We start from the raw sequence: 16,577 nt of genomic DNA, 5'->3' as shown, positions 1-16,577 counted from the left end.
TCTGTCGGCGCGAACGTGCGAGGAAGTCGGCAAGCTCACCCGGGAGTTGGCGGACTCGGAGGTGTTCGCGGAGTGGCGTGAGCTGTGCGCCTCCAATGCGCCTCACCTGGCCAGTATCACCCGCATGATCCGCACCAGCAGGAAGGCCAAGTAGATGCCCCGCTACCGCAAGAAGCCCGTCGAGATCACCGCCATGCAGTGGGACGGCACCGCCGAAGGCGCCCGCCCCATCATCGACTGGATCCTCGCCAACGACGGCACCGCCACCTACACGTGCTCCAACCCCACGCGGTGCTCCGAGCACAACGGCGACACCCCGCACACGATCGCCATCTCCACTCTCGAAGGCACCATGACCGTGTCCCTCGGTGACTACGTGATTCGAGGAACCCGGGGCGAGTTTTACCCGTGCAAGCCGGGCCCGTTCGCTGACACCTTCGAGCCCATTGAGGAGACCCGATGACCGCCGTCGCCCCTGACTTCACCTCGCTCGCTGCCGTCGAGGACATCCACCTGCCCCTCACCCTCACCGCGCTCTCCCCGATCTCGCACGGGGCCGGGACGTCCGGCAACACCCAGCTGCTCCGCACGAGGGACATCATCACCCCCGACGGCAGGCGTGCCAGTGTCCCCTACGTGTCGGGCAACAGCGTCCGCCACACCCTGCGGGCTGCGCTCGCCTGGCACCTACTCCGCACCCTGGAAGTCCCCGACCGGTCCTTGCCCAAGTCCGTCATCGACCTGCTGATCTCTGGCGGGGCGCTGACCACCACCGGCAGTCAGGCCAACCTCGACCTCAACCGGCGGGTTCACCAGCTCCTCCCCGGCCTGGGGATGCTCGGCTACTCCGCCCAGTCCGACATCACCGCCGGCACCCTGTGGGCCGACGACGTGGAGCTCGTCTGCTCCGAGAACGCTGCCCGGCTCCCCGCCCGACTCGCGGACCACCCGCACGTGAAGCTCCCGAACGGAGCCCTGCGCACAGAGACGTTCGGGACCCGCCACGACGTGGTCGGCACCCCGGTGGACCGGTTCATCGCCCTCGCCGAAGGCCTCGACCAGACCATGGACACCGTCCAGATGATCTACGACCAGCAGGTCATCAAAGCCGGAGCGACCCTGTCCACCGGTCTGCACCTGGCCACCCCCACCGAAGGGCACGTCGCGGCGCTCGCGACCGCGCTCGATGAGGCCGCCCCCGAGATCGACGGGCGTCGGATCATCAACCTCGGCGGGAAACGCTCCACCGGGCACGGGCAGTGCGCGATCGCCGACGACCTGCCGTTCAGTACTGGCGCGCTGCGGTCCGCCTACGAGTTCCACCTGCGTGACCACCGCGACGAGGTTCTCGCGCTCCTGGCGGAGGTGACCGGATGATTCACGCCTTCGACACCGAGTTCATCGAGCACTCCGTCTACGCGGGCCTGTGGCCGTTCGGCCGCCGGGTGCGCACCATCGAGCTGATCAGCATCGGGATCGTGTGCGAGGACGGCCGCGAGTACTACGCCGTCAACGCCGACATGCCCGTCCGAGCCATCCGCGAGCACCAGTGGCTGATGGACAACGTCATCCCGTCACTGCCGCAGATCCGCGGCGACCGCCGCCACTACATCCCCGCGCGTTCCCTCAGCGTCGACTTCGGCGACCGCCGGGTGAAGCCGCACCAGCAGATCGCCGACGAGGTCCGTGACTTCCTTCTCGCGGGCGACAGCGCCCCCGAGCTGTGGGCGTCCTACGGGGCCTACGACCACGTCGTGCACTGCTGGCTGTACGGGTCCATGATCGACCTCCCCGACGGGCTGCCGATGTGGACCCGCGACCTCCAGCAGGAAGTGGACGAGCACGGGTGGCTGTACGAGGAGCAGGAGTCCGGTCAGCACAACGCGTTGGAGGACGCGAGGCACGTCATGGCGGTGCTGCGCGAGTGGGGGCGTGTCTGATGGACACGATCAGTGAACCCCCGGGCGACACCACCGCTGACCCGCGTTGGGCCCCGGTGAGAGTGGTCGCGCACCTGTCCACCCCGGTGGTTGGGTTCGACGTGCACCCGCCGCACCTGGACGGTCCGCTGTCCTGGGGCGCCTACCAGCAGTACCGGGCACAGCACGGCACGGACGCGCTCCCGCCCATGACCGATACCAGCGCGGTCGACTTCGCCCTGCCGCTGGCCACCTGGGAGCAGGACGGCACGTGGGGTTGGGCGTGCTCCCGCGCGGTCTACGAACCGGCCGGGTACGCCACGTCTGCGATGCGCCGCCGCCCCGCCGTTGACGAGATGGCCCGGTACGCCCCGGATCGGAAGCACCACCTGTCGGCTGGCCCGATGAAGGCGCGTGACACCCCGTTGCCGGCCACGCTCATCTCCGAGGTGGTGTGGTTCGCGCTCGCTGAGGTCGAACCCCTCCGGGCCCTCCTCGACCGGGTGTGGTCGCTCGGGCGTCTGGGACGCCACGGCCACGGCCGCATCCTCCGCTGGGACGTCACCGACCACCACGACCGGGACGCCTGGAGGGACCGCACCATGCCCCACCCGGACGGACGCATGCAGGGCATCCGCGCCCCCTACCACCACCAGACCAGGAAGGTGCCCGCGTGCTAATCGACTCCCCAAGGCTCACCGGCCGCGACCGCGCCGAATGGGAACGGTGCGAACACTACGACGACGTACTCTCCCGCGACCCCAAACTCAACCGCCTCCAGGACGACGGCATCCACGCGGTCCGAGAGTTCGCCGCAGCAGGCGACTACACCGTCTCCACCTCGTGGGGGAAAGACAGCGTGGTCGCCGCGCACATCGCGCTGCTCGCCGACCCCAGCGCGAAACTCGTGTGGGCGCGCGCCCGCGATGTGGAAACCCCCGAGTGCGAACAGGTGCGGGACGCCTTCCTCGCCGCGCACCCCGGCGCCCGCTACGAAGAGCACACCTACACGTTCCGTGTGCCGCTCCGGTTCGAACCCGGCCACGAACACGCCGACACCCAAGACGCCCTCGGAGAGACCCTGCAAGGCCGGTACGTGTCCGGGGTGCGTGCGCAGGAATCCAAGATCCGCCGTATCAGCATCGGGCACCGCGGCCTCGTCACGAAGAACACCTGCCGCCCCATCGGCAAGTGGGACGCCGGGCAGGTGTTCGCCTACGCCCACCGCGAGGGCCTGCCCCTGCACCCCGTCTACGCCATGACCCAGGGCGGCTGGTACGACCGGGCGTGGTTGCGTGTCCACCCCCTCGGGACCGCCACACCACCCCAGTCCGCCGTGTACGGGCGTGACCACACCACATGGGAGGACACCTACTACCCGGAGGTGCTCGCCGCGGCGAAGAAAGCGCGCACCCACATGTGGGAGGCCGCATGACCACCGACCAGACGCCGCTCATCCTCACCGACCCACCACCCCCACTCGAACCCCGCGACGTCACCCCGCTCTCCGTCCTCCAAGCCGCACGCGGCCCGTGGCAGGCCCGGAAGAAGGCGTGGGCCGCCGCTGGGCTCACCGGGGACGCTGGCCGGGACCACATCACCATCTGGCCCACCATCTCCAAAACCGCTGGCATCGAGTGGCAGCGCGCAGTCAGCGTGTTCGACCCCCACCTGACCGACCTGCACTACCACTGGTACTGTCCGCCCGGCGGGCGCATCCTCGACCCGTTCGCCGGCGGCGCCACCCGCGGGCTGGTGGCAGCGGTGCGCGGCTACCACTACACCGGGGTGGACCTGTCGGAGCGGCAGGTGGAGGCGAACCGAGAGCAGTACCGGGTGTGGCAGGAGCGGGGGTTGGTCACCGGGTCCGCTGAGTGGATCGTGGGGTCCGCGCAGGACGTGCTGCCGCGCTACCGCGATGACTGGGCTGACTACGTGTTCACGTGCCCGCCCTACCACCAGCTCGAACGCTACTCCGACCACCCGGCGGACCTGTCCGTCATGGACTGGGACGAATACGTGAACACGGTTAACACCATCGCCCGTGAGTGTGCGCGCATCCTCAAACCCGACCGGTTCGTCACCTGGATCACCGGGGACATCCGCGACAAGGCCGGACATCTACGACGCCTCCCCGCCCGAGTCGACGACGCCCACGAGCACGCCGGATTCGCGCTGGTCAACGACACCATCATCGCTGCCCCGCTGGGCGGCAAATTCGGGGTGATCTGGCGGCTATGGACCCCCACCCGATCCGCCACGAGGATCCACCAGTACGCCCACACCTACATCCAAGGCGACCGGCGGGCAGCCACCACCGCCACCCATACCCCAGAAGCATGAAACAGAGCCTATTCATGCAAATCCGGTATCATCACAGGTAGACCACACCCCGAGTCCCATGCGGGTGGGACAGCCCGGGGCCGCTGGAACACTGGGGGGTCGACCAGCAGCCCCGGGCACACCCCCGAGGAGGCGCACGTGAGCACCCCACTACCACCCGACCTCACCCCCGAACTCGCCCCCCTCGAAGAAGACCTCCAAACCGACATCGACGAAGCCCTAGCAGCCACCATCGCCGCAGGCCTCACCGGTACCGCGCTCCTCGCAGCGCAAGACGAGATCACCGAACTCGTCACCGAAGCCGCCGAAGACGCCCTCCACATCGGACACACCACCGGCGAAACCGTCACCGGCGAGGACGCACCCGCACCCGACGACGAGGAAACCCAAACCCTCCTCCGCGACCTCGCCATCGCCGCCGGAATCCTCTTCATCCTCGAAGACGCCGCCCGCACACTCCCCGCAGCAGAAGACCCCACCACCCACCTCGGACAGACCGTCCGCCGCCTGTGGCGAGACGCCACCACCAAAGTCAACGCCGCCCTCAACGAAGGTCTCGCCTACTACGCGCGCACCACCGGCATGGACCTGGTGTGGACCACCAGCGGCGGAAGAAACGTGTGCCCCCTGTGCCGATCCATGGCCGGGCAGGTGATCGCCTACACCACCTCGTTCACCGGCGACGGATTCTGGGACGGGTTCACCGGACTACCCCCCGCGCACCCGAACTGCCGGTGCCGTCCGCTGCCCCGCCGCCGCTGAATTACACAAACCATAAAAGGTTGCTTTACAATAGGCGTAGACACTAAAAGAATTCTTATAAACACTTATGAAAGGCGGGCGGAACAATGACCGGGAAAACCTCGCCCGCCCACGAAGGCCGCCAAGGTGAAGTGTGGCGCCGTTACACCATCGGCAACCAAACCCAACAGCAGATCGCTGACGACCTCGGGATCTCCCAGCCCCGTGTCTCCCAGATCCTCACCCAAGTGCGTGCTCAGCTACCGCAGGAAACCCGTGATGACATCATTTCCCGCCGTCGTGAGCAGATCGACGCGGTCATCCGAGGACACCTCGCAGCAGCCGCGTCCGGGGACAAGGACGCGACCCTGTCGTTGATCAAGCTCCTCGAACGCGAATCTAAATACCTGGGGTTGGATTCCGCAACGAAGGTCGAAGCGACCGTTACTGAGGTCACTCAGGCTGATGTGGCGTTGCAGGAGCTGCTCGCGGAAGCGCGCGCCACGGCGGCAACCACCGAGCAGCAGATCAAGGGCGGGCGGACGTGACCGACGAGTATCAGAACCGGTACCTCGCTCACCAGGCGCGCAAGCGTGACGTGCTGAAGAAGCTGGTGGAGGAACGCCACTCCACCCGCATGTTCGCCGACGAGCCCGTAGGCGAGGCGCTCCAAGATCTGCTGCGTGCCGCTGAACGTGCCCCGTCCTCGTGTGATCGGCGCGGGGTGACCGTGCGGGTGGTCGCGGACCGCGACTCCAAAGCCCTCCTCGGAGGGCTTCTCGTGGGCGGGGTCGGGTGGGTTCACCGCGCCCCCGCCGTGCTGCTGCTCATGGCTGACCCGCAGGCGTACAAGGCGGGCCGGGAGATCGAGTGGATGCCCTACCTCGACGCCGGCGCAGCCGTGGGGCAGATGTACCTGGCCGCTACTGCGGCCGGGCTGCACTGCTGCTTCATCAACCCGAACGTGCGCGAGCACAACCAAACCCACTTCGCGGGCACCTTCGGGCCCGGGGTGTTCTGCGGTGCCCTCGCCGTGGGGTGGCCACGCGTCGACAACCCGCCCCTGTGGACCTGGGAGACCTCATGACGAAACTCGTCGCTGTGTGCGGATGGCGGTGGGAACCCGAATGGCTCGTGGAGGAGTTCATCGAGAACGCCTTCCAGGTCGTGGACGACGTCCACATCATCGACAACCGGCACCAGGCCGGGCCGTGGCAGGACGAGGGCGCTTACCGGCGCCAGCAGCGCCACATCGCGAAGAAGATGGGCGCGGACTGGTTCTGGCTGACCTCCCCCGATGAGCGGGTCGAGGACGGGGCCGCCCCGGTCATCCGCCAAGCCATCGAGGAAGGCCCGCACGCTCCGCGCATGGTCCGTCTGGTGGAGATGTGGACCCCGACCCATTACCGGGTGGATGGCCAGTTCAAGTACCGGCCGCGGGCGCGCTTGTTCCCCGTTGCTGCCATGTTCGGGGACGTGCGCCACCGCAGGATCCACTCCAGCGCCCTCAACTCCACGGCGCGCCGCCAACGTAAACAGCACCCGCACCTGGACGTGCGCGTCTACCACCTGAAGAACGCCCTGGAGGGCAACCGGGTCCGGCGAGTCGAGGTGATGAAGCAGCTCGACATCGAGATCGGGAACCCCAAGCACCACAAATGGGATGACTTCCTGGCCGAAGACGTGCAACTGGAAGCGGTCCCCGCAGACCGAGGTTTCACCCCGCCGCTGACCCGATCCTTCGTCTGGGACCCCAAGGGGGAGGTGCGGCCGTGATCTGCTTCTGCTCGAACTCCACCGGGTGGGACCCTAAGACACGGGCGCTCATCCCCGGCGGTCAGGTCGACCGGTACATCAGTCCGGTCCTGGCTCACCTGCCGGACGGGGCGTACACCGTCGCCCGCCAGCCCATCAGGGGTGCGGTGAACGTGCTGCTGTCCAACCTCGACTGTTACGAGCCCAAGGCCCGTAGCGCGGGGAATCTGGTGCACATCAGTCACGGCATCGGCGACAAGGGGTACCGGCGTCACGCTCTGACACGCGACTTCGACTGGATGCTCGTGCCTGGCCCGGCGCACGCCCGCACGGCGGTTGCGTCTGGTGTCCCTCCCGCGAAGGTGGTGGAGGCCGGGTATCCGAAGTTGGATCCGCTGTTCCGTGGCGAGGTCGCCAGGTCCGGCACCTGGGCTGACGACGACCGCATCCGGGTGCTGTATGCCCCCACCCACGGTGGTGGTTCTGAGCATCACAAGGAGGGCAACCGGCAGGCCCCCGGCGCTGGGGCGACTTCGTGGTGGTACCGCGACCATGTGATGTCGCTCCTCGATGAGACCACGTTCCAGGTGGTATTGGCCCCCCACCCTCGCCACGCACCGGGCGGGCAGGCCACCTACGAGCAGTACGTGGGTGCGCAGGTGGTCATCGCTGACGGCGGATCCACCATTTACGAAGCCATGGCCCTGAACATCCCGGTGGTACTCACCAGCTGGCTGACTGCGGCCCGCAACCTCACCCGCAAGGAAGGCCAGCTCCTTGAAGCGGCCGTCTACCGGGACCGGTACGGGTACCACGTCGACTCTGCTGCCGCTCTGGAGGACACCGTTGTGGTCGCTTCCGAACAGGGTGTGGGGGAGCGCGATCACACGTTCATGGAGAATGTTCTGCCCGCCCGGTTCCGTGGGGCGAGCGGCACGGTTTACGCCGAGTTCCTGACCAAAATCGATGAGGAGATGGCATGACTGAGAAGCCGTTGGATGAGATGACCCTGTCGGAGCTGCGCACCCTTGCGGAGGAGCGGGGGGTGCCGAAGTCGGGGACCAAACCCGCGCTGATCGGCCGCCTCCAGGACGTCGACGCACTGGCGGAGAAGCCCCAGGATGACGCAGGAAGCGAACCCACCGGGCTGCTCACACAAGAAGAAGCCGACACCATGAAGGCCGACATCGACGAGTCCAAGGAGCGAACCACCGAGCAGGTGATGCAGGCTCTGGACGTCTCGAAGACGCTGGAGCGCACACCGGTAGCCGAAGGCGAGCATGTCTTGACCGCTGCCACGACGCGCGAACACAAGGTGTACACGATGTCGGTGACCGCAGTCCGGCCCGACACCGTGGACCCGCGGTGGCACGAGAAGAACCACCGGCTGGTGCAGCGGCGTGCCGCTGACGCCGGGAAGGTCCCGGTCGGGCAGGTGCGGCTGGTCGGGCAGGTGCCGGTGCAGGAGAAGGGGCAGCGCCCGAAGGTCGCCTACCACTACGAGGTGAACGTCGAGTAGCAGCCCGCCCGCACACGCGAGAGGAGGTGACACAGGGTGGACCCGTATGACCCGCGCACAAAAGCCGACCAGTTCGACTGGCTGACCTACCTCAGCCAGTTCGACCCACGGCTACTCACCAACCCCGAAGGGCGGCGGGCACTCACCCGTATGGACCCCGTCCTGTGGGCCATCCTGTACTTCCGCCACCACCTGTCCTCCAACGAGACCGGCGGGCAGACCAGCTTCTCTGACTTCCACCTGGACCTGTGCCGGGCAGCCCGTCAGTGGGTGCGCCAGGACTTGGAGCCCATGGAGTTGAGGGAGGCGTGGATTGCCCCAAGGGAGAGCGGGAAATCCACGTGGTGCTTCCTGATCCTTCCGGCGTGGGCGCTCGCCCACCAGCATCGCACCTACATTGCGGCGTTCGCTGACAGTGGGACGCAGGCCGAACAGCACCTCACCTCGTTCAAGGAGGAGCTGGACGACAACACCCACCTGCGTCAGGACTACCCCGATCTGTGTGCGCCAGCCCGCCGGGAAGCTGGCACCACGGTCGCTGACCGCAAGTCCATGTACGTCTCCCAGTCCGGGGTGGCGTTCCTCGCCCGCGGTATCGACGCGTCCACGCTGGGCACCAAGCACCGCAACAAACGCCCTGATCTGCTGCTGTTTGATGATGTGGAGCCGGACGCGTCGAACTACTCCGACTTTCAGAAGGAGAAACGACTCCACTCGGTGATCGCGACGGTGTTCGCGATGAACCTGAACGCCGCCGTGCTCATGGTGGGGACGGTCACGATGGCGGGGTCGATCTTCCATGACCTGGTCCGGCAGGTCACCGACACCAAATCCACCGACCTCCCTCAGTGGCCGTCGGATGAGAACATCGTGGTCCGCTACTACCCGGCCCTGTATGTCGATGATGACGGGCAGGAACGGTCGCTGTGGCCGCAACGGTGGGCGCTCGCCTACCTTCAGTCGATCCGGCACACCCTCGGGTTCCTGCTGAACATGCAGAACAACCCCAGGGGTCGTGAGGGTGATTACTGGCGGTCCGATGACTTCACGTACACGACCCTGGGTGCGGCGGCGACCCGGTGGATTTTGCAGATCGACCCTGCGGTCACCACCAAAGGTTCCTCGGACTGGACCGGGCTCGCGGTGGTCGGGTACCGGCCTCCGTCACCGGACGGCACTGTCACCGGTAAGTGCGAGGTCGCTTACGCGCAGAAGATCAAAGCCGCCGGTGAACGCCTGCGCTCCGAAGTCTTACGCATCCTCACCATGTTCCCGCGCATCAAAGCCGTCCGCATCGAGGTCAACCAGGGTGGGGAACTGTGGCGCACCATCCTGCACCACCTGCCGTCCGGGGTGAAGCTGCTCGTGCACACCCAGTCCGCATCCAAGGAAGTCCGGTTCGCTGAGTCCCTGGACTACTACCAGCGGGGCCGGGTCGTGCACACCGAACCCCTCCCCAAAGCCGAAGACGAGATGACGTCGTTCCCCAAGGGCGCACACGACGACGTCGCTGACGCCGTGTGCTCCGGGGTGCTGTACTTCCTCACCCCCAAACCGAAAGCCACCAAGACCAGCACCAGCTACGTCAGGTAGCAGGGGGAGGACCACCTGTGGGCACCAACATCGCACCCGCCAGCCCGGACACCGGCCGTATCTACGACAACATCCCCCCGGGGGTGCCATTGGACGTGGTGCGCGGCCTCGAAGGCCTGGACCAGGCCATGCCCGGGTACGAGGAGGCGCGCGCCTACTACGACGGGGACATCACTGAGTTCTTCGAGTTCACTTCCTCCAATCCGCGCCTACAGCAGCAGATGGCGCAAACGTCGCTGCGGTACCGGTTCCGGTTGGCGAAGACCCCGGTGACCGCGCTCGCTCCCCGGTTGCGTATCGCGTCGGTGTCTGTCCCGGACAACCCTGAGGCCACGAAGAGGATCGAGCAGATCCGTAAGGCCAACAACATGGCTGTCGCCGAATCCGACCTGATCGTGGACACCCTCGTCGATGGTGACGGGTACATGGTGGCGTGGCCCTATGAGGACGACCCCGACGACAACGCCGATGACGAGTTGGCCGCCGCTGGGGTGGAGGTGTCCTACAACAGCCCGCGTTGTGTGCGGATGCTCTACGACGCCGACCACCCGGGCCGTAAAGCGTTCGCGATCAAACGGTGGCAGGAATGGGACGAGGAGGGTCGCCCGTCCGGGTGGCGGGTCGACCTGTACTACTCCGACCGGTTGGAGCCCTGGTTCTCGACAGACCACAAGCCCGGCCAGACCTTGGGCACGTGGGTTGAGTACGAGCTGGAGGAGTCCGAACCCACCCAGGTTGATGGTGGGGAGATCCCGGTGTTCCACTGCCGGACCGCGTCCCCCTATGGGGTTCCGGTCCACAAGGACGCCTACGGGCCGCAGGACGCCATCAACAAGTCCATCATCACCCAGCTGACCACCATGGACGCCCACGGGTGGCCGCACCGGTTCCGGCTGCTGGAGCCCGGCGCGGAGCTTGACAACAACTCCGATGACCCCGACTGGGATGACGACGCCGCCCCGACCAGCTCCCACCAGGGGGGTGCGTCAACGTCAGCGCGTAACGGGCCCGGCACTGAGGATGTGTACACCGGCACCAAGCAGGTCGGCCAGCACCCTGCTGCGGATCTGGCGGCGTTCAACGACCCTGTCGAGCTGTACACCCGGTTGATGGCGTTCACGACTGGCACCCCTTTGCACTACTTCCCGCTGTCCGGCCAGCAACCTTCGGGGCTGTCCCGGCTGATGGAGGACGCTCCCCTGAACGACAAGGCGGAGGGGTTGAAGCGGCGGATGGAGGGGCCGCTCGGGGAGATGTGGCGGTACATCCTGCGGCTGGTCGACATCGACGTGGACGAGGTCGTCATCGAGTGGGCGCCGCCCGGCCTGGTGATGGACAAGGAGTTCTGGGAGGTCGCAGGCCTCAAGACCAGCATGGGTGTGCCTCTGAAGCAGGTACTGCTGGAGGCTGGTTACACACCTGACCAGGTGGAGGAGTTCCTCGGGGGCGAGGACACCAAGCCACCGCCGCCTGTGGAAGACGGCACCGATGAGAGCCAGCAGCCGGGGGCTGCGGCAGAAGACGAAAACGATGACACGGGGGAAACCAATGGCTGAGACCGAACGCGACACCCGCCAGGACGACGATGATGTCGAGGACATCGAGGTGACCGACGAGGACACCGAACGCGACGAAGAGGGTGTCGACCACGACAGTGTGGACGAGGACACCGAGGAGACCATCGCGGAGCTGAAGGAGCGCCTGGCCAAGCAGGACGCTGCGCTGCGCAAGGCGAACCGGGAAGCGGAGAAGCTGCGGCTGGCCGCGAAGAAGAAGGCCCGGCCGACTACCCCTGCGCCGCGGCGTGCTGCCCGTGAGGACACGGAGGAAGACACCGACGCCTCCGATGCTGCGGAGCGTGCTGCGACGGCTGAGGCTGCCGCCGCGCGCACAGAGGCCCGTCTCAAGCGGCTGTCCGCGACGGCTGCGCTGGCGGGGGAGGGGCTGACCAAGGCGCAGGCGAAGCGGCTTGCCGGGATGCTCGACCTGGAAGACGTCGACCTGGACGAGGACGGCGACGCCGACTGGGGCGAGCAGATCGACGAACTCAAGGACGAGTTCCCGCAGCTGTTCCCCAAGGACGAGGAGCCCGAGCCGAAGCCGCGCCGGCGTCGGCGTCCGGTGACCGCGGACCGGCAGCCTCCTGCTGCGGGTGGGGGGAAGAAGTTGACGGCGTCGGAGCGTCAGGCGTTGGCGTTGCGTGGTGGTGGGCGCCGCTGACGTCCTGGCCGGGCCCTCACGATCCGTGTGGTCGTGGGGGCCCTTTCATGCCCCCAGGGCATGAACATGTGAACTCTCAACTGTTTCGGGTATGATCACTGGTAGAGGGCCGTGACGGCTCCCAGCTCAGGCGCACCCCGCGACGGGGACCCGAGAACCAAACGCGAGCGCACCCCGCGACGGGGACTCGGAAAACCTGCGTCCCAGAAGCGAGGAACGTCATGCCCCGCATGACCTTTGAGGACTGGATCCCCGAGGAATGGGGAAACGACGTCATCACCCGGGTCGCTCAGCGATCCGCCGTCGAGGCTCTGGCCCGACCCGAACTCATGTCGACCGCGACCAAGCACGTCCCGCGTGAAGAGGGCGTCGACGTCGACAACACCGCCAAGGGCGGCACGTACAACCGCGACACCTCCACCAACGGTGAGGTGCTGCTGACCCGCCGCAAGTTCACCCGGGCGATCCAGATCGCCGAGGAGGACCTGACCGACGCGGCACCGAACATCATCGAGACGAAGAAGTTCAACTGGGCCACCAGCGTCGCCAAGTACTACGACAACTCGGCGCTGTGCACCACCGTCGCGATGAACGGCACCACGGTCCCGTTCGACTCCCTGTACTACCTGCTCACCCAGTCCAACGCCGACACCTCCTACACCGGTGGCGCGAACCTGGTCGTGGGCGACGCGACCTACGACAACTTCTCAGAGGTCGCTGGCCGCTACGAGGACTCTGACTTCTTCGAGGAGTCCGAGACCGTCGCGATCGCGTCCCCGGTGTTCAAGAAGCTGTTCCGTGGGGTCAAGGACAACGAGGACCGTCCGATCTTCGTGCAGGGCCGGGACGGAACCCCCGACACCCTGTTCAACTACCCCGTCACCTGGTCGACCGGGTGCCGCACCTCCGCGACCGCCACGAAGTCGCCGACCGGCAACCCGGTCCTGTTCATCGGCAACCGCGACTACATGATCCGCGGCCTCGGCTTCGGCCGTGGGATGACCGACAACCAGGGGTCCCTGGAGTCGCAGATCATTCCGCCCGAGATCTCCGACTCCGATGAGGCGCTGCTGAAGATGCGGCTGTTCCGTGCGTTCGCGGTCGGTAACGAGCACGCCTTCGCGGCTCTGGAGTACGACGCGGCTGAGTCCTGAGTTTTTCGGTGACTCCAGGTCGTAGCGCACTCCACTCCTCCGGTCGGCGCTGCGACCTGGTCACCCGAACCCGTGTTGAGGGGGTGCGGTAGTGGCGACGTGGGCGACTGTAGCTGACGTGTTCGAGGTGACGGGGGAGACCGTCACCGAGGCTCAGTTGAAGCAGGCGCAGGGCACGGTCAGTATCTACGCGAACCGGTCCCCAGCGCTGGACACCGAGAAGATCTCCCCTCGTGACCTTCACACCTTGAATCAGGCGGTGTGCTGGCAGGCCGCGTACCAGGCGCAGCAGCCGGGGTACGCGGGCCGGCAGAACGCCCAGGAGGTTGGGCAGGACGGCGGGAAGATCATCTTCTCGCGGAACGCCAACGAGGTCGGGGCCGGTCACGCGGTGACGTTGGCGCCGTTGGCTGCTCGGGCGATCAAGAACCTGTCCTGGAAGGGCGACCGTACTCAGCGGCGCCGCCACATCCGCAACAAGACCGGCGCGTCCGCGTTGGGCGACAGCCCGTTGCGTGACCAGGCGTTCCCGTGGCAGCGGTGGGGGTGGCCCTAGGTGGACGCTCTCCCCAACACGACCGTCACCCTTCTGCGCACTCTCGGCGACGTCGACGAGTACACGGGCGAGCAGGCCACCGATGACTCGGTGACGGGTGTGACCGCTGCTTTGTCGGAGGAGTCCCGCACGGTCCGTGACCCGGTGACGGGGGATCCGCGGGTGGTGCGGCACACGATGATTCGGCTGCCTGCTGGTACTGCGGTGACGAACGATGACCGGCTTCGGGATGAGGCCGACCAGACCATTTACGCGATCCAGTCCGTGCGCCAGCACAAGCTCGCTGGCCGGGTCGGTGACCTGATTTGTCAGGTCGCACGCATGGACAACCACCAGCCCTAACTGCGGCAAACGCGACTGGGTTGGACAACCGAACACGACCACCGGTGCCCGCAAAGGGACAAGGGGGTGATGGCGTGGCTGAGCCACGTGTGCGGGTCGTCATGGACCCGCAGTGGGAGCGGCGTGTGGACGCTGTGGTCGACCGTAACGCGGTCGGGCCACTAGCTGACGCGATCGCTGAGGACGCTGGTGATGGTGCGGCGATCGACACGGGGGCGCTGTCGGAGTCGTATGGGACCGAGAAGCCGCGTCAGGGTGTCAGGTACGTCGGGTCCAGCTTGGACTACGCCGACCATGTGGAGTTCGGTACCGACCCGCACGAGATCGTGCCGCGCTCGAAGCAGGCCTTGTGGTGGCCCGGTGCCGCCCACCCGGTGAAGGTCGTGAACCACCCGGGTACTCCGGCGCAGCCCACGTTGCGCCCGGCGGCGTCGAAGCGGCGCGGACGCCCCAAGGGATCGAGGCACTCATGAGCCTCAAGCGGGCGAACGCTGAGCTGACCGCCGTCGCGTGGATCTTGTCCCTGCCCGGATCCGAGCACGGCATGTGCTCCACCAAACTCCCCAAGGACCAGGAGTCATGGGCTGAGCGCGGGTTCATCGTGGTGGGCCCCGACGCGGGCGGCAACCAGAACCCGGACGTGCCCTGGCGCGAGTCCGTGATGCAACTGGACGTCCGGGCCGTCAACCCCAACTCCCTGAACCCTGACTGGGGCAAGGCCAACGACCTTGCCGAGCTGGTTGTGGACGGCGCCTACACCAACCAGTCCCTTAACACCCCGCTCACTCTGCGACCCGGCTACCACGGGGCGCGGGTGACCAGCGCGTGGACGTCTGCGGCCCCACGTCGCATCCCCATGGACCCGTCCTCCTACGCCCTCTATCGCATGGACCTGGCCATCAACTGGGTGCAGGTCGACCTCACCGAAGAAGGAGACAACGAATCATGAGTGGACCCCGCGCGGTCGTCGACCGCGAAACCATCCTCGCCGGACCCGCGCAGCTGTGGCGCGGACGGTTCGGCGTGTCAGTGCTGCCCGACCCCGAAGACGTCGCCTCCCCGCTCCTCGAAGCGGACGGGTGGCACGACTGCGGCGCCACCGACGGCGGCGTCACCCTCACCAACAACCAGTCGTTCTTCCGCATGGCCGTCGACCAGGTCCCCGACGCTGTCGGCCAGCGCCTCACCGAACGCGACACCCTCGTCGGCACGTCGCTGGCGCAGGGAACCCTGGAGAACCTCGCCCTGGCCCTCAACCACGACCCGGACGAGCGCATCACCACTGGTCAGGGGTTCAAGCGGCTCACTCTCAAGGCTGGCCAGGACGCCATGCTTCCCGACGAGCTGTCCATCGTGATGGACGGGTGGGCGCCGGGCGGGAACCTGCGGCGCCGGGTGGTGCTGTACCGGTGCGTGTCCATCGAGAACGTGGAGTCGGCTTACCAGAAGGACGGCCTGTGGCTGTACCCGGTCAGCTTCAACGCGATGTTCGTGGACTCCGACACCTCCCCGGTGGAGTACGTCGACGAGACCGCTGACGAGTCCTAACCGCCCATCTGACCGGAGGAGAGAGCTATGACCGCGAAGAAGACCACCACCAGCAGTAGGGCGAAGAAGGGCCCGACCCCCGCCAAACCTGTGCAGGCCGCGCCGGTCGGGTCCTTCGAGCCCATCCGTATCAACACCAGCCAGCCAGTCGAGGAGAAGCGGGAAATCCTCTTCGTGCTGGAGGAGCAGCCCGTGCTAGACGAGGGCGGGCAGCCGGTACTCGACGAGGACGGGCAGCCGCGTGTGGAGGACGTGGAGTACACCATCCCCGTCAAGGTGCGCCCCAAGTTCGCCATGCAGGTTCTGAGGGATCTGCGGGCCGGTGACGAGACCGTCGTCATCGCGAACGCCGTCCACTCCGTGCTCGGGGCCGAGGCGATGGACGCGCTCGCGGAGTGCGACCACGTCACTGAAGAGCAGATCGGGCAGATCATCCGGGTGGTGGGAGACCGGATCCGAGGAGCGACGGATGACCTGACCACAAATTTTTGACCCGCTTCGTCCACCTGATGTGGGTGGCCGACCACCTCGACCTGGTCGATGCGGACTTTCGGCGCCTCTACTCCTGGCCGCCTGACTGGGGGCCGGGTGTCGCGGACGGGAGGTTCCCCGAGGAGATGGACACCGCCGTGTTCTTCCGCCTCTGTGAGCAGCTCAAATACCAGGACGGGTCAGCGGTACGCGGGTGGATCGAGAACGAGAGCAACAAGCGAGAACAGGACCAACACCCACAACAGTCGAGCGCACCCACACCCACAGCGCCACCACCATCTACCCGGTCTGCGCAACCCACCCGACAGATCGACCAGCTCGCCCTGTCGCCAGCGTTCGCAGGTGACAGCTACGGCACACCGCCCGTCATCGGACGCATGAAGAAACGCAAGTAG

At 66.8% G+C, this 16,577-nt stretch carries 23 protein-coding genes; all 23 read left to right on the top strand.

Annotation, left to right across the window (positions count from 1 at the left end; translation table 11 throughout):
* The first annotated feature begins 154 nt into the window (after positions 1 to 154).
* Positions 155 to 463: a hypothetical protein gene (locus ACUKCB_RS08250; protein WP_473039907.1), complete on the top strand. Its 309-nt coding sequence runs from the start codon at positions 155 to 157 to the stop codon at positions 461 to 463.
* Positions 460 to 1,377, top strand: coding sequence for a hypothetical protein (locus ACUKCB_RS08245; protein ID WP_473039906.1), 918 nt, complete (start codon positions 460 to 462; stop codon positions 1,375 to 1,377). Before ACUKCB_RS08250 ends, ACUKCB_RS08245 begins: the two co-directional genes overlap by 4 nt.
* Positions 1,374 to 1,940, top strand: a complete 567-nt coding sequence (locus ACUKCB_RS08240; protein ID WP_473039905.1) for a hypothetical protein — start codon at positions 1,374 to 1,376, stop codon at positions 1,938 to 1,940. Before ACUKCB_RS08245 ends, ACUKCB_RS08240 begins: the two co-directional genes overlap by 4 nt.
* A complete protein-coding gene (locus ACUKCB_RS08235) occupies positions 1,940 to 2,599 on the top strand; it encodes a hypothetical protein (protein ID WP_473039904.1) in 660 nt (219 codons plus the stop codon). Before ACUKCB_RS08240 ends, ACUKCB_RS08235 begins: the two co-directional genes overlap by 1 nt.
* Positions 2,593 to 3,354, top strand: a complete 762-nt coding sequence (locus ACUKCB_RS08230; protein ID WP_473039903.1) for a phosphoadenosine phosphosulfate reductase domain-containing protein — start codon at positions 2,593 to 2,595, stop codon at positions 3,352 to 3,354. The genes ACUKCB_RS08235 and ACUKCB_RS08230 overlap by 7 nt, the downstream gene beginning before the upstream one ends.
* Entirely contained in the window at positions 3,351 to 4,262 is a 912-nt protein-coding gene (locus ACUKCB_RS08225; RefSeq protein ID WP_473039902.1) for a methyltransferase domain-containing protein, read from the top strand. The genes ACUKCB_RS08230 and ACUKCB_RS08225 overlap by 4 nt, the downstream gene beginning before the upstream one ends.
* Before the next feature lie 138 nt (positions 4,263 to 4,400).
* A complete protein-coding gene (locus ACUKCB_RS08220; protein ID WP_473039901.1) occupies positions 4,401 to 5,024 on the top strand; it encodes a phage minor head protein in 624 nt (207 codons plus the stop codon).
* An 86-nt stretch (positions 5,025 to 5,110) separates the two neighbouring features.
* A complete protein-coding gene (locus ACUKCB_RS08215; RefSeq protein WP_473039900.1) occupies positions 5,111 to 5,551 on the top strand; it encodes a sigma factor-like helix-turn-helix DNA-binding protein in 441 nt (146 codons plus the stop codon).
* On the top strand, positions 5,548 to 6,090 hold the full coding sequence (locus ACUKCB_RS08210; RefSeq protein WP_473039899.1) for a nitroreductase family protein: 543 nt from the start codon (positions 5,548 to 5,550) through the stop codon (positions 6,088 to 6,090). The genes ACUKCB_RS08215 and ACUKCB_RS08210 overlap by 4 nt, the downstream gene beginning before the upstream one ends.
* On the top strand, positions 6,087 to 6,779 hold the full coding sequence (locus ACUKCB_RS08205) for a hypothetical protein (protein WP_473039896.1): 693 nt from the start codon (positions 6,087 to 6,089) through the stop codon (positions 6,777 to 6,779). Before ACUKCB_RS08210 ends, ACUKCB_RS08205 begins: the two co-directional genes overlap by 4 nt.
* Before the next feature lie 146 nt (positions 6,780 to 6,925).
* Positions 6,926 to 7,741, top strand: coding sequence for a hypothetical protein (locus ACUKCB_RS08200; RefSeq protein ID WP_473039895.1), 816 nt, complete (start codon positions 6,926 to 6,928; stop codon positions 7,739 to 7,741).
* Positions 7,738 to 8,277, top strand: coding sequence for an SAP domain-containing protein (locus ACUKCB_RS08195; protein WP_473039894.1), 540 nt, complete (start codon positions 7,738 to 7,740; stop codon positions 8,275 to 8,277). Before ACUKCB_RS08200 ends, ACUKCB_RS08195 begins: the two co-directional genes overlap by 4 nt.
* A gap of 36 nt (positions 8,278 to 8,313) precedes the next feature.
* The gene (locus tag ACUKCB_RS08190) at positions 8,314 to 9,870 is read left to right on the top strand and encodes a hypothetical protein (RefSeq protein ID WP_473039893.1); all 1,557 of its coding nucleotides are present in this window, start codon (positions 8,314 to 8,316) and stop codon (positions 9,868 to 9,870) included.
* A 17-nt stretch (positions 9,871 to 9,887) separates the two neighbouring features.
* On the top strand, positions 9,888 to 11,426 hold the full coding sequence (locus ACUKCB_RS08185) for a hypothetical protein (protein WP_473039892.1): 1,539 nt from the start codon (positions 9,888 to 9,890) through the stop codon (positions 11,424 to 11,426).
* Positions 11,419 to 12,090, top strand: coding sequence for a hypothetical protein (locus ACUKCB_RS08180; RefSeq protein WP_473039891.1), 672 nt, complete (start codon positions 11,419 to 11,421; stop codon positions 12,088 to 12,090). The genes ACUKCB_RS08185 and ACUKCB_RS08180 overlap by 8 nt, the downstream gene beginning before the upstream one ends.
* Before the next feature lie 230 nt (positions 12,091 to 12,320).
* Positions 12,321 to 13,244, top strand: a complete 924-nt coding sequence (locus tag ACUKCB_RS08175) for a phage major capsid protein (RefSeq protein WP_473039890.1) — start codon at positions 12,321 to 12,323, stop codon at positions 13,242 to 13,244.
* A gap of 118 nt (positions 13,245 to 13,362) precedes the next feature.
* The gene (locus ACUKCB_RS08170; protein WP_473039889.1) at positions 13,363 to 13,800 is read left to right on the top strand and encodes a hypothetical protein; all 438 of its coding nucleotides are present in this window, start codon (positions 13,363 to 13,365) and stop codon (positions 13,798 to 13,800) included.
* Entirely contained in the window at positions 13,801 to 14,142 is a 342-nt protein-coding gene (locus ACUKCB_RS08165; protein WP_473039888.1) for a hypothetical protein, read from the top strand.
* 74 nt (positions 14,143 to 14,216) lie between these two features.
* Positions 14,217 to 14,615, top strand: coding sequence for a hypothetical protein (locus ACUKCB_RS08160; RefSeq protein ID WP_473039887.1), 399 nt, complete (start codon positions 14,217 to 14,219; stop codon positions 14,613 to 14,615).
* Entirely contained in the window at positions 14,612 to 15,091 is a 480-nt protein-coding gene (locus ACUKCB_RS08155; RefSeq protein ID WP_473039886.1) for a hypothetical protein, read from the top strand. The genes ACUKCB_RS08160 and ACUKCB_RS08155 overlap by 4 nt, the downstream gene beginning before the upstream one ends.
* On the top strand, positions 15,088 to 15,690 hold the full coding sequence (locus ACUKCB_RS08150; protein WP_473039885.1) for a hypothetical protein: 603 nt from the start codon (positions 15,088 to 15,090) through the stop codon (positions 15,688 to 15,690). The genes ACUKCB_RS08155 and ACUKCB_RS08150 overlap by 4 nt, the downstream gene beginning before the upstream one ends.
* 27 nt (positions 15,691 to 15,717) lie before the next feature.
* Positions 15,718 to 16,182 carry a hypothetical protein gene (locus ACUKCB_RS08145; protein ID WP_473039884.1) on the top strand — a complete coding sequence of 155 codons (465 nt, stop codon included), beginning with the start codon at positions 15,718 to 15,720 and terminating at the stop codon, positions 16,180 to 16,182.
* Positions 16,179 to 16,577 (top strand): hypothetical protein, encoded by a 399-nt coding sequence (locus ACUKCB_RS08140; RefSeq protein ID WP_473039883.1) that lies wholly within the window; start codon positions 16,179 to 16,181, stop codon positions 16,575 to 16,577. The genes ACUKCB_RS08145 and ACUKCB_RS08140 overlap by 4 nt, the downstream gene beginning before the upstream one ends.

Source organism: Nocardiopsis moroccensis, from assembly GCF_055763695.1.
The sequence above is the reverse complement of the archived record's forward strand: the minus strand, read 5'-3'. Positions and strand labels throughout refer to the sequence as shown.

Excerpts from the sequence above, each read along its gene's own strand:
- ACUKCB_RS08245 (WP_473039906.1), top strand. The coding sequence starts at position 460 with ATGACCGCCGTCGCCCCTGACTTCACCTCGCTCGCTGCCGTCGAGGAC.
- ACUKCB_RS08225 (WP_473039902.1), top strand. The coding sequence starts at position 3,351 with ATGACCACCGACCAGACGCCGCTCATCCTCACCGACCCACCACCCCCA.
- ACUKCB_RS08150 (WP_473039885.1), top strand. The coding sequence starts at position 15,088 with ATGAGTGGACCCCGCGCGGTCGTCGACCGCGAAACCATCCTCGCCGGA.
- ACUKCB_RS08145 (WP_473039884.1), top strand. The coding sequence starts at position 15,718 with ATGACCGCGAAGAAGACCACCACCAGCAGTAGGGCGAAGAAGGGCCCG.
- ACUKCB_RS08235 (WP_473039904.1), top strand. The coding sequence starts at position 1,940 with ATGGACACGATCAGTGAACCCCCGGGCGACACCACCGCTGACCCGCGT.
- ACUKCB_RS08175 (WP_473039890.1), top strand. The coding sequence starts at position 12,321 with ATGACCTTTGAGGACTGGATCCCCGAGGAATGGGGAAACGACGTCATC.
- ACUKCB_RS08215 (WP_473039900.1), top strand. The coding sequence starts at position 5,111 with ATGACCGGGAAAACCTCGCCCGCCCACGAAGGCCGCCAAGGTGAAGTG.
- ACUKCB_RS08180 (WP_473039891.1), top strand. The coding sequence starts at position 11,419 with ATGGCTGAGACCGAACGCGACACCCGCCAGGACGACGATGATGTCGAG.
- ACUKCB_RS08195 (WP_473039894.1), top strand. The coding sequence starts at position 7,738 with ATGACTGAGAAGCCGTTGGATGAGATGACCCTGTCGGAGCTGCGCACC.
- ACUKCB_RS08240 (WP_473039905.1), top strand. The coding sequence starts at position 1,374 with ATGATTCACGCCTTCGACACCGAGTTCATCGAGCACTCCGTCTACGCG.
- ACUKCB_RS08155 (WP_473039886.1), top strand. The coding sequence starts at position 14,612 with ATGAGCCTCAAGCGGGCGAACGCTGAGCTGACCGCCGTCGCGTGGATC.
- ACUKCB_RS08250 (WP_473039907.1), top strand. The coding sequence starts at position 155 with ATGCCCCGCTACCGCAAGAAGCCCGTCGAGATCACCGCCATGCAGTGG.
- ACUKCB_RS08205 (WP_473039896.1), top strand. The coding sequence starts at position 6,087 with ATGACGAAACTCGTCGCTGTGTGCGGATGGCGGTGGGAACCCGAATGG.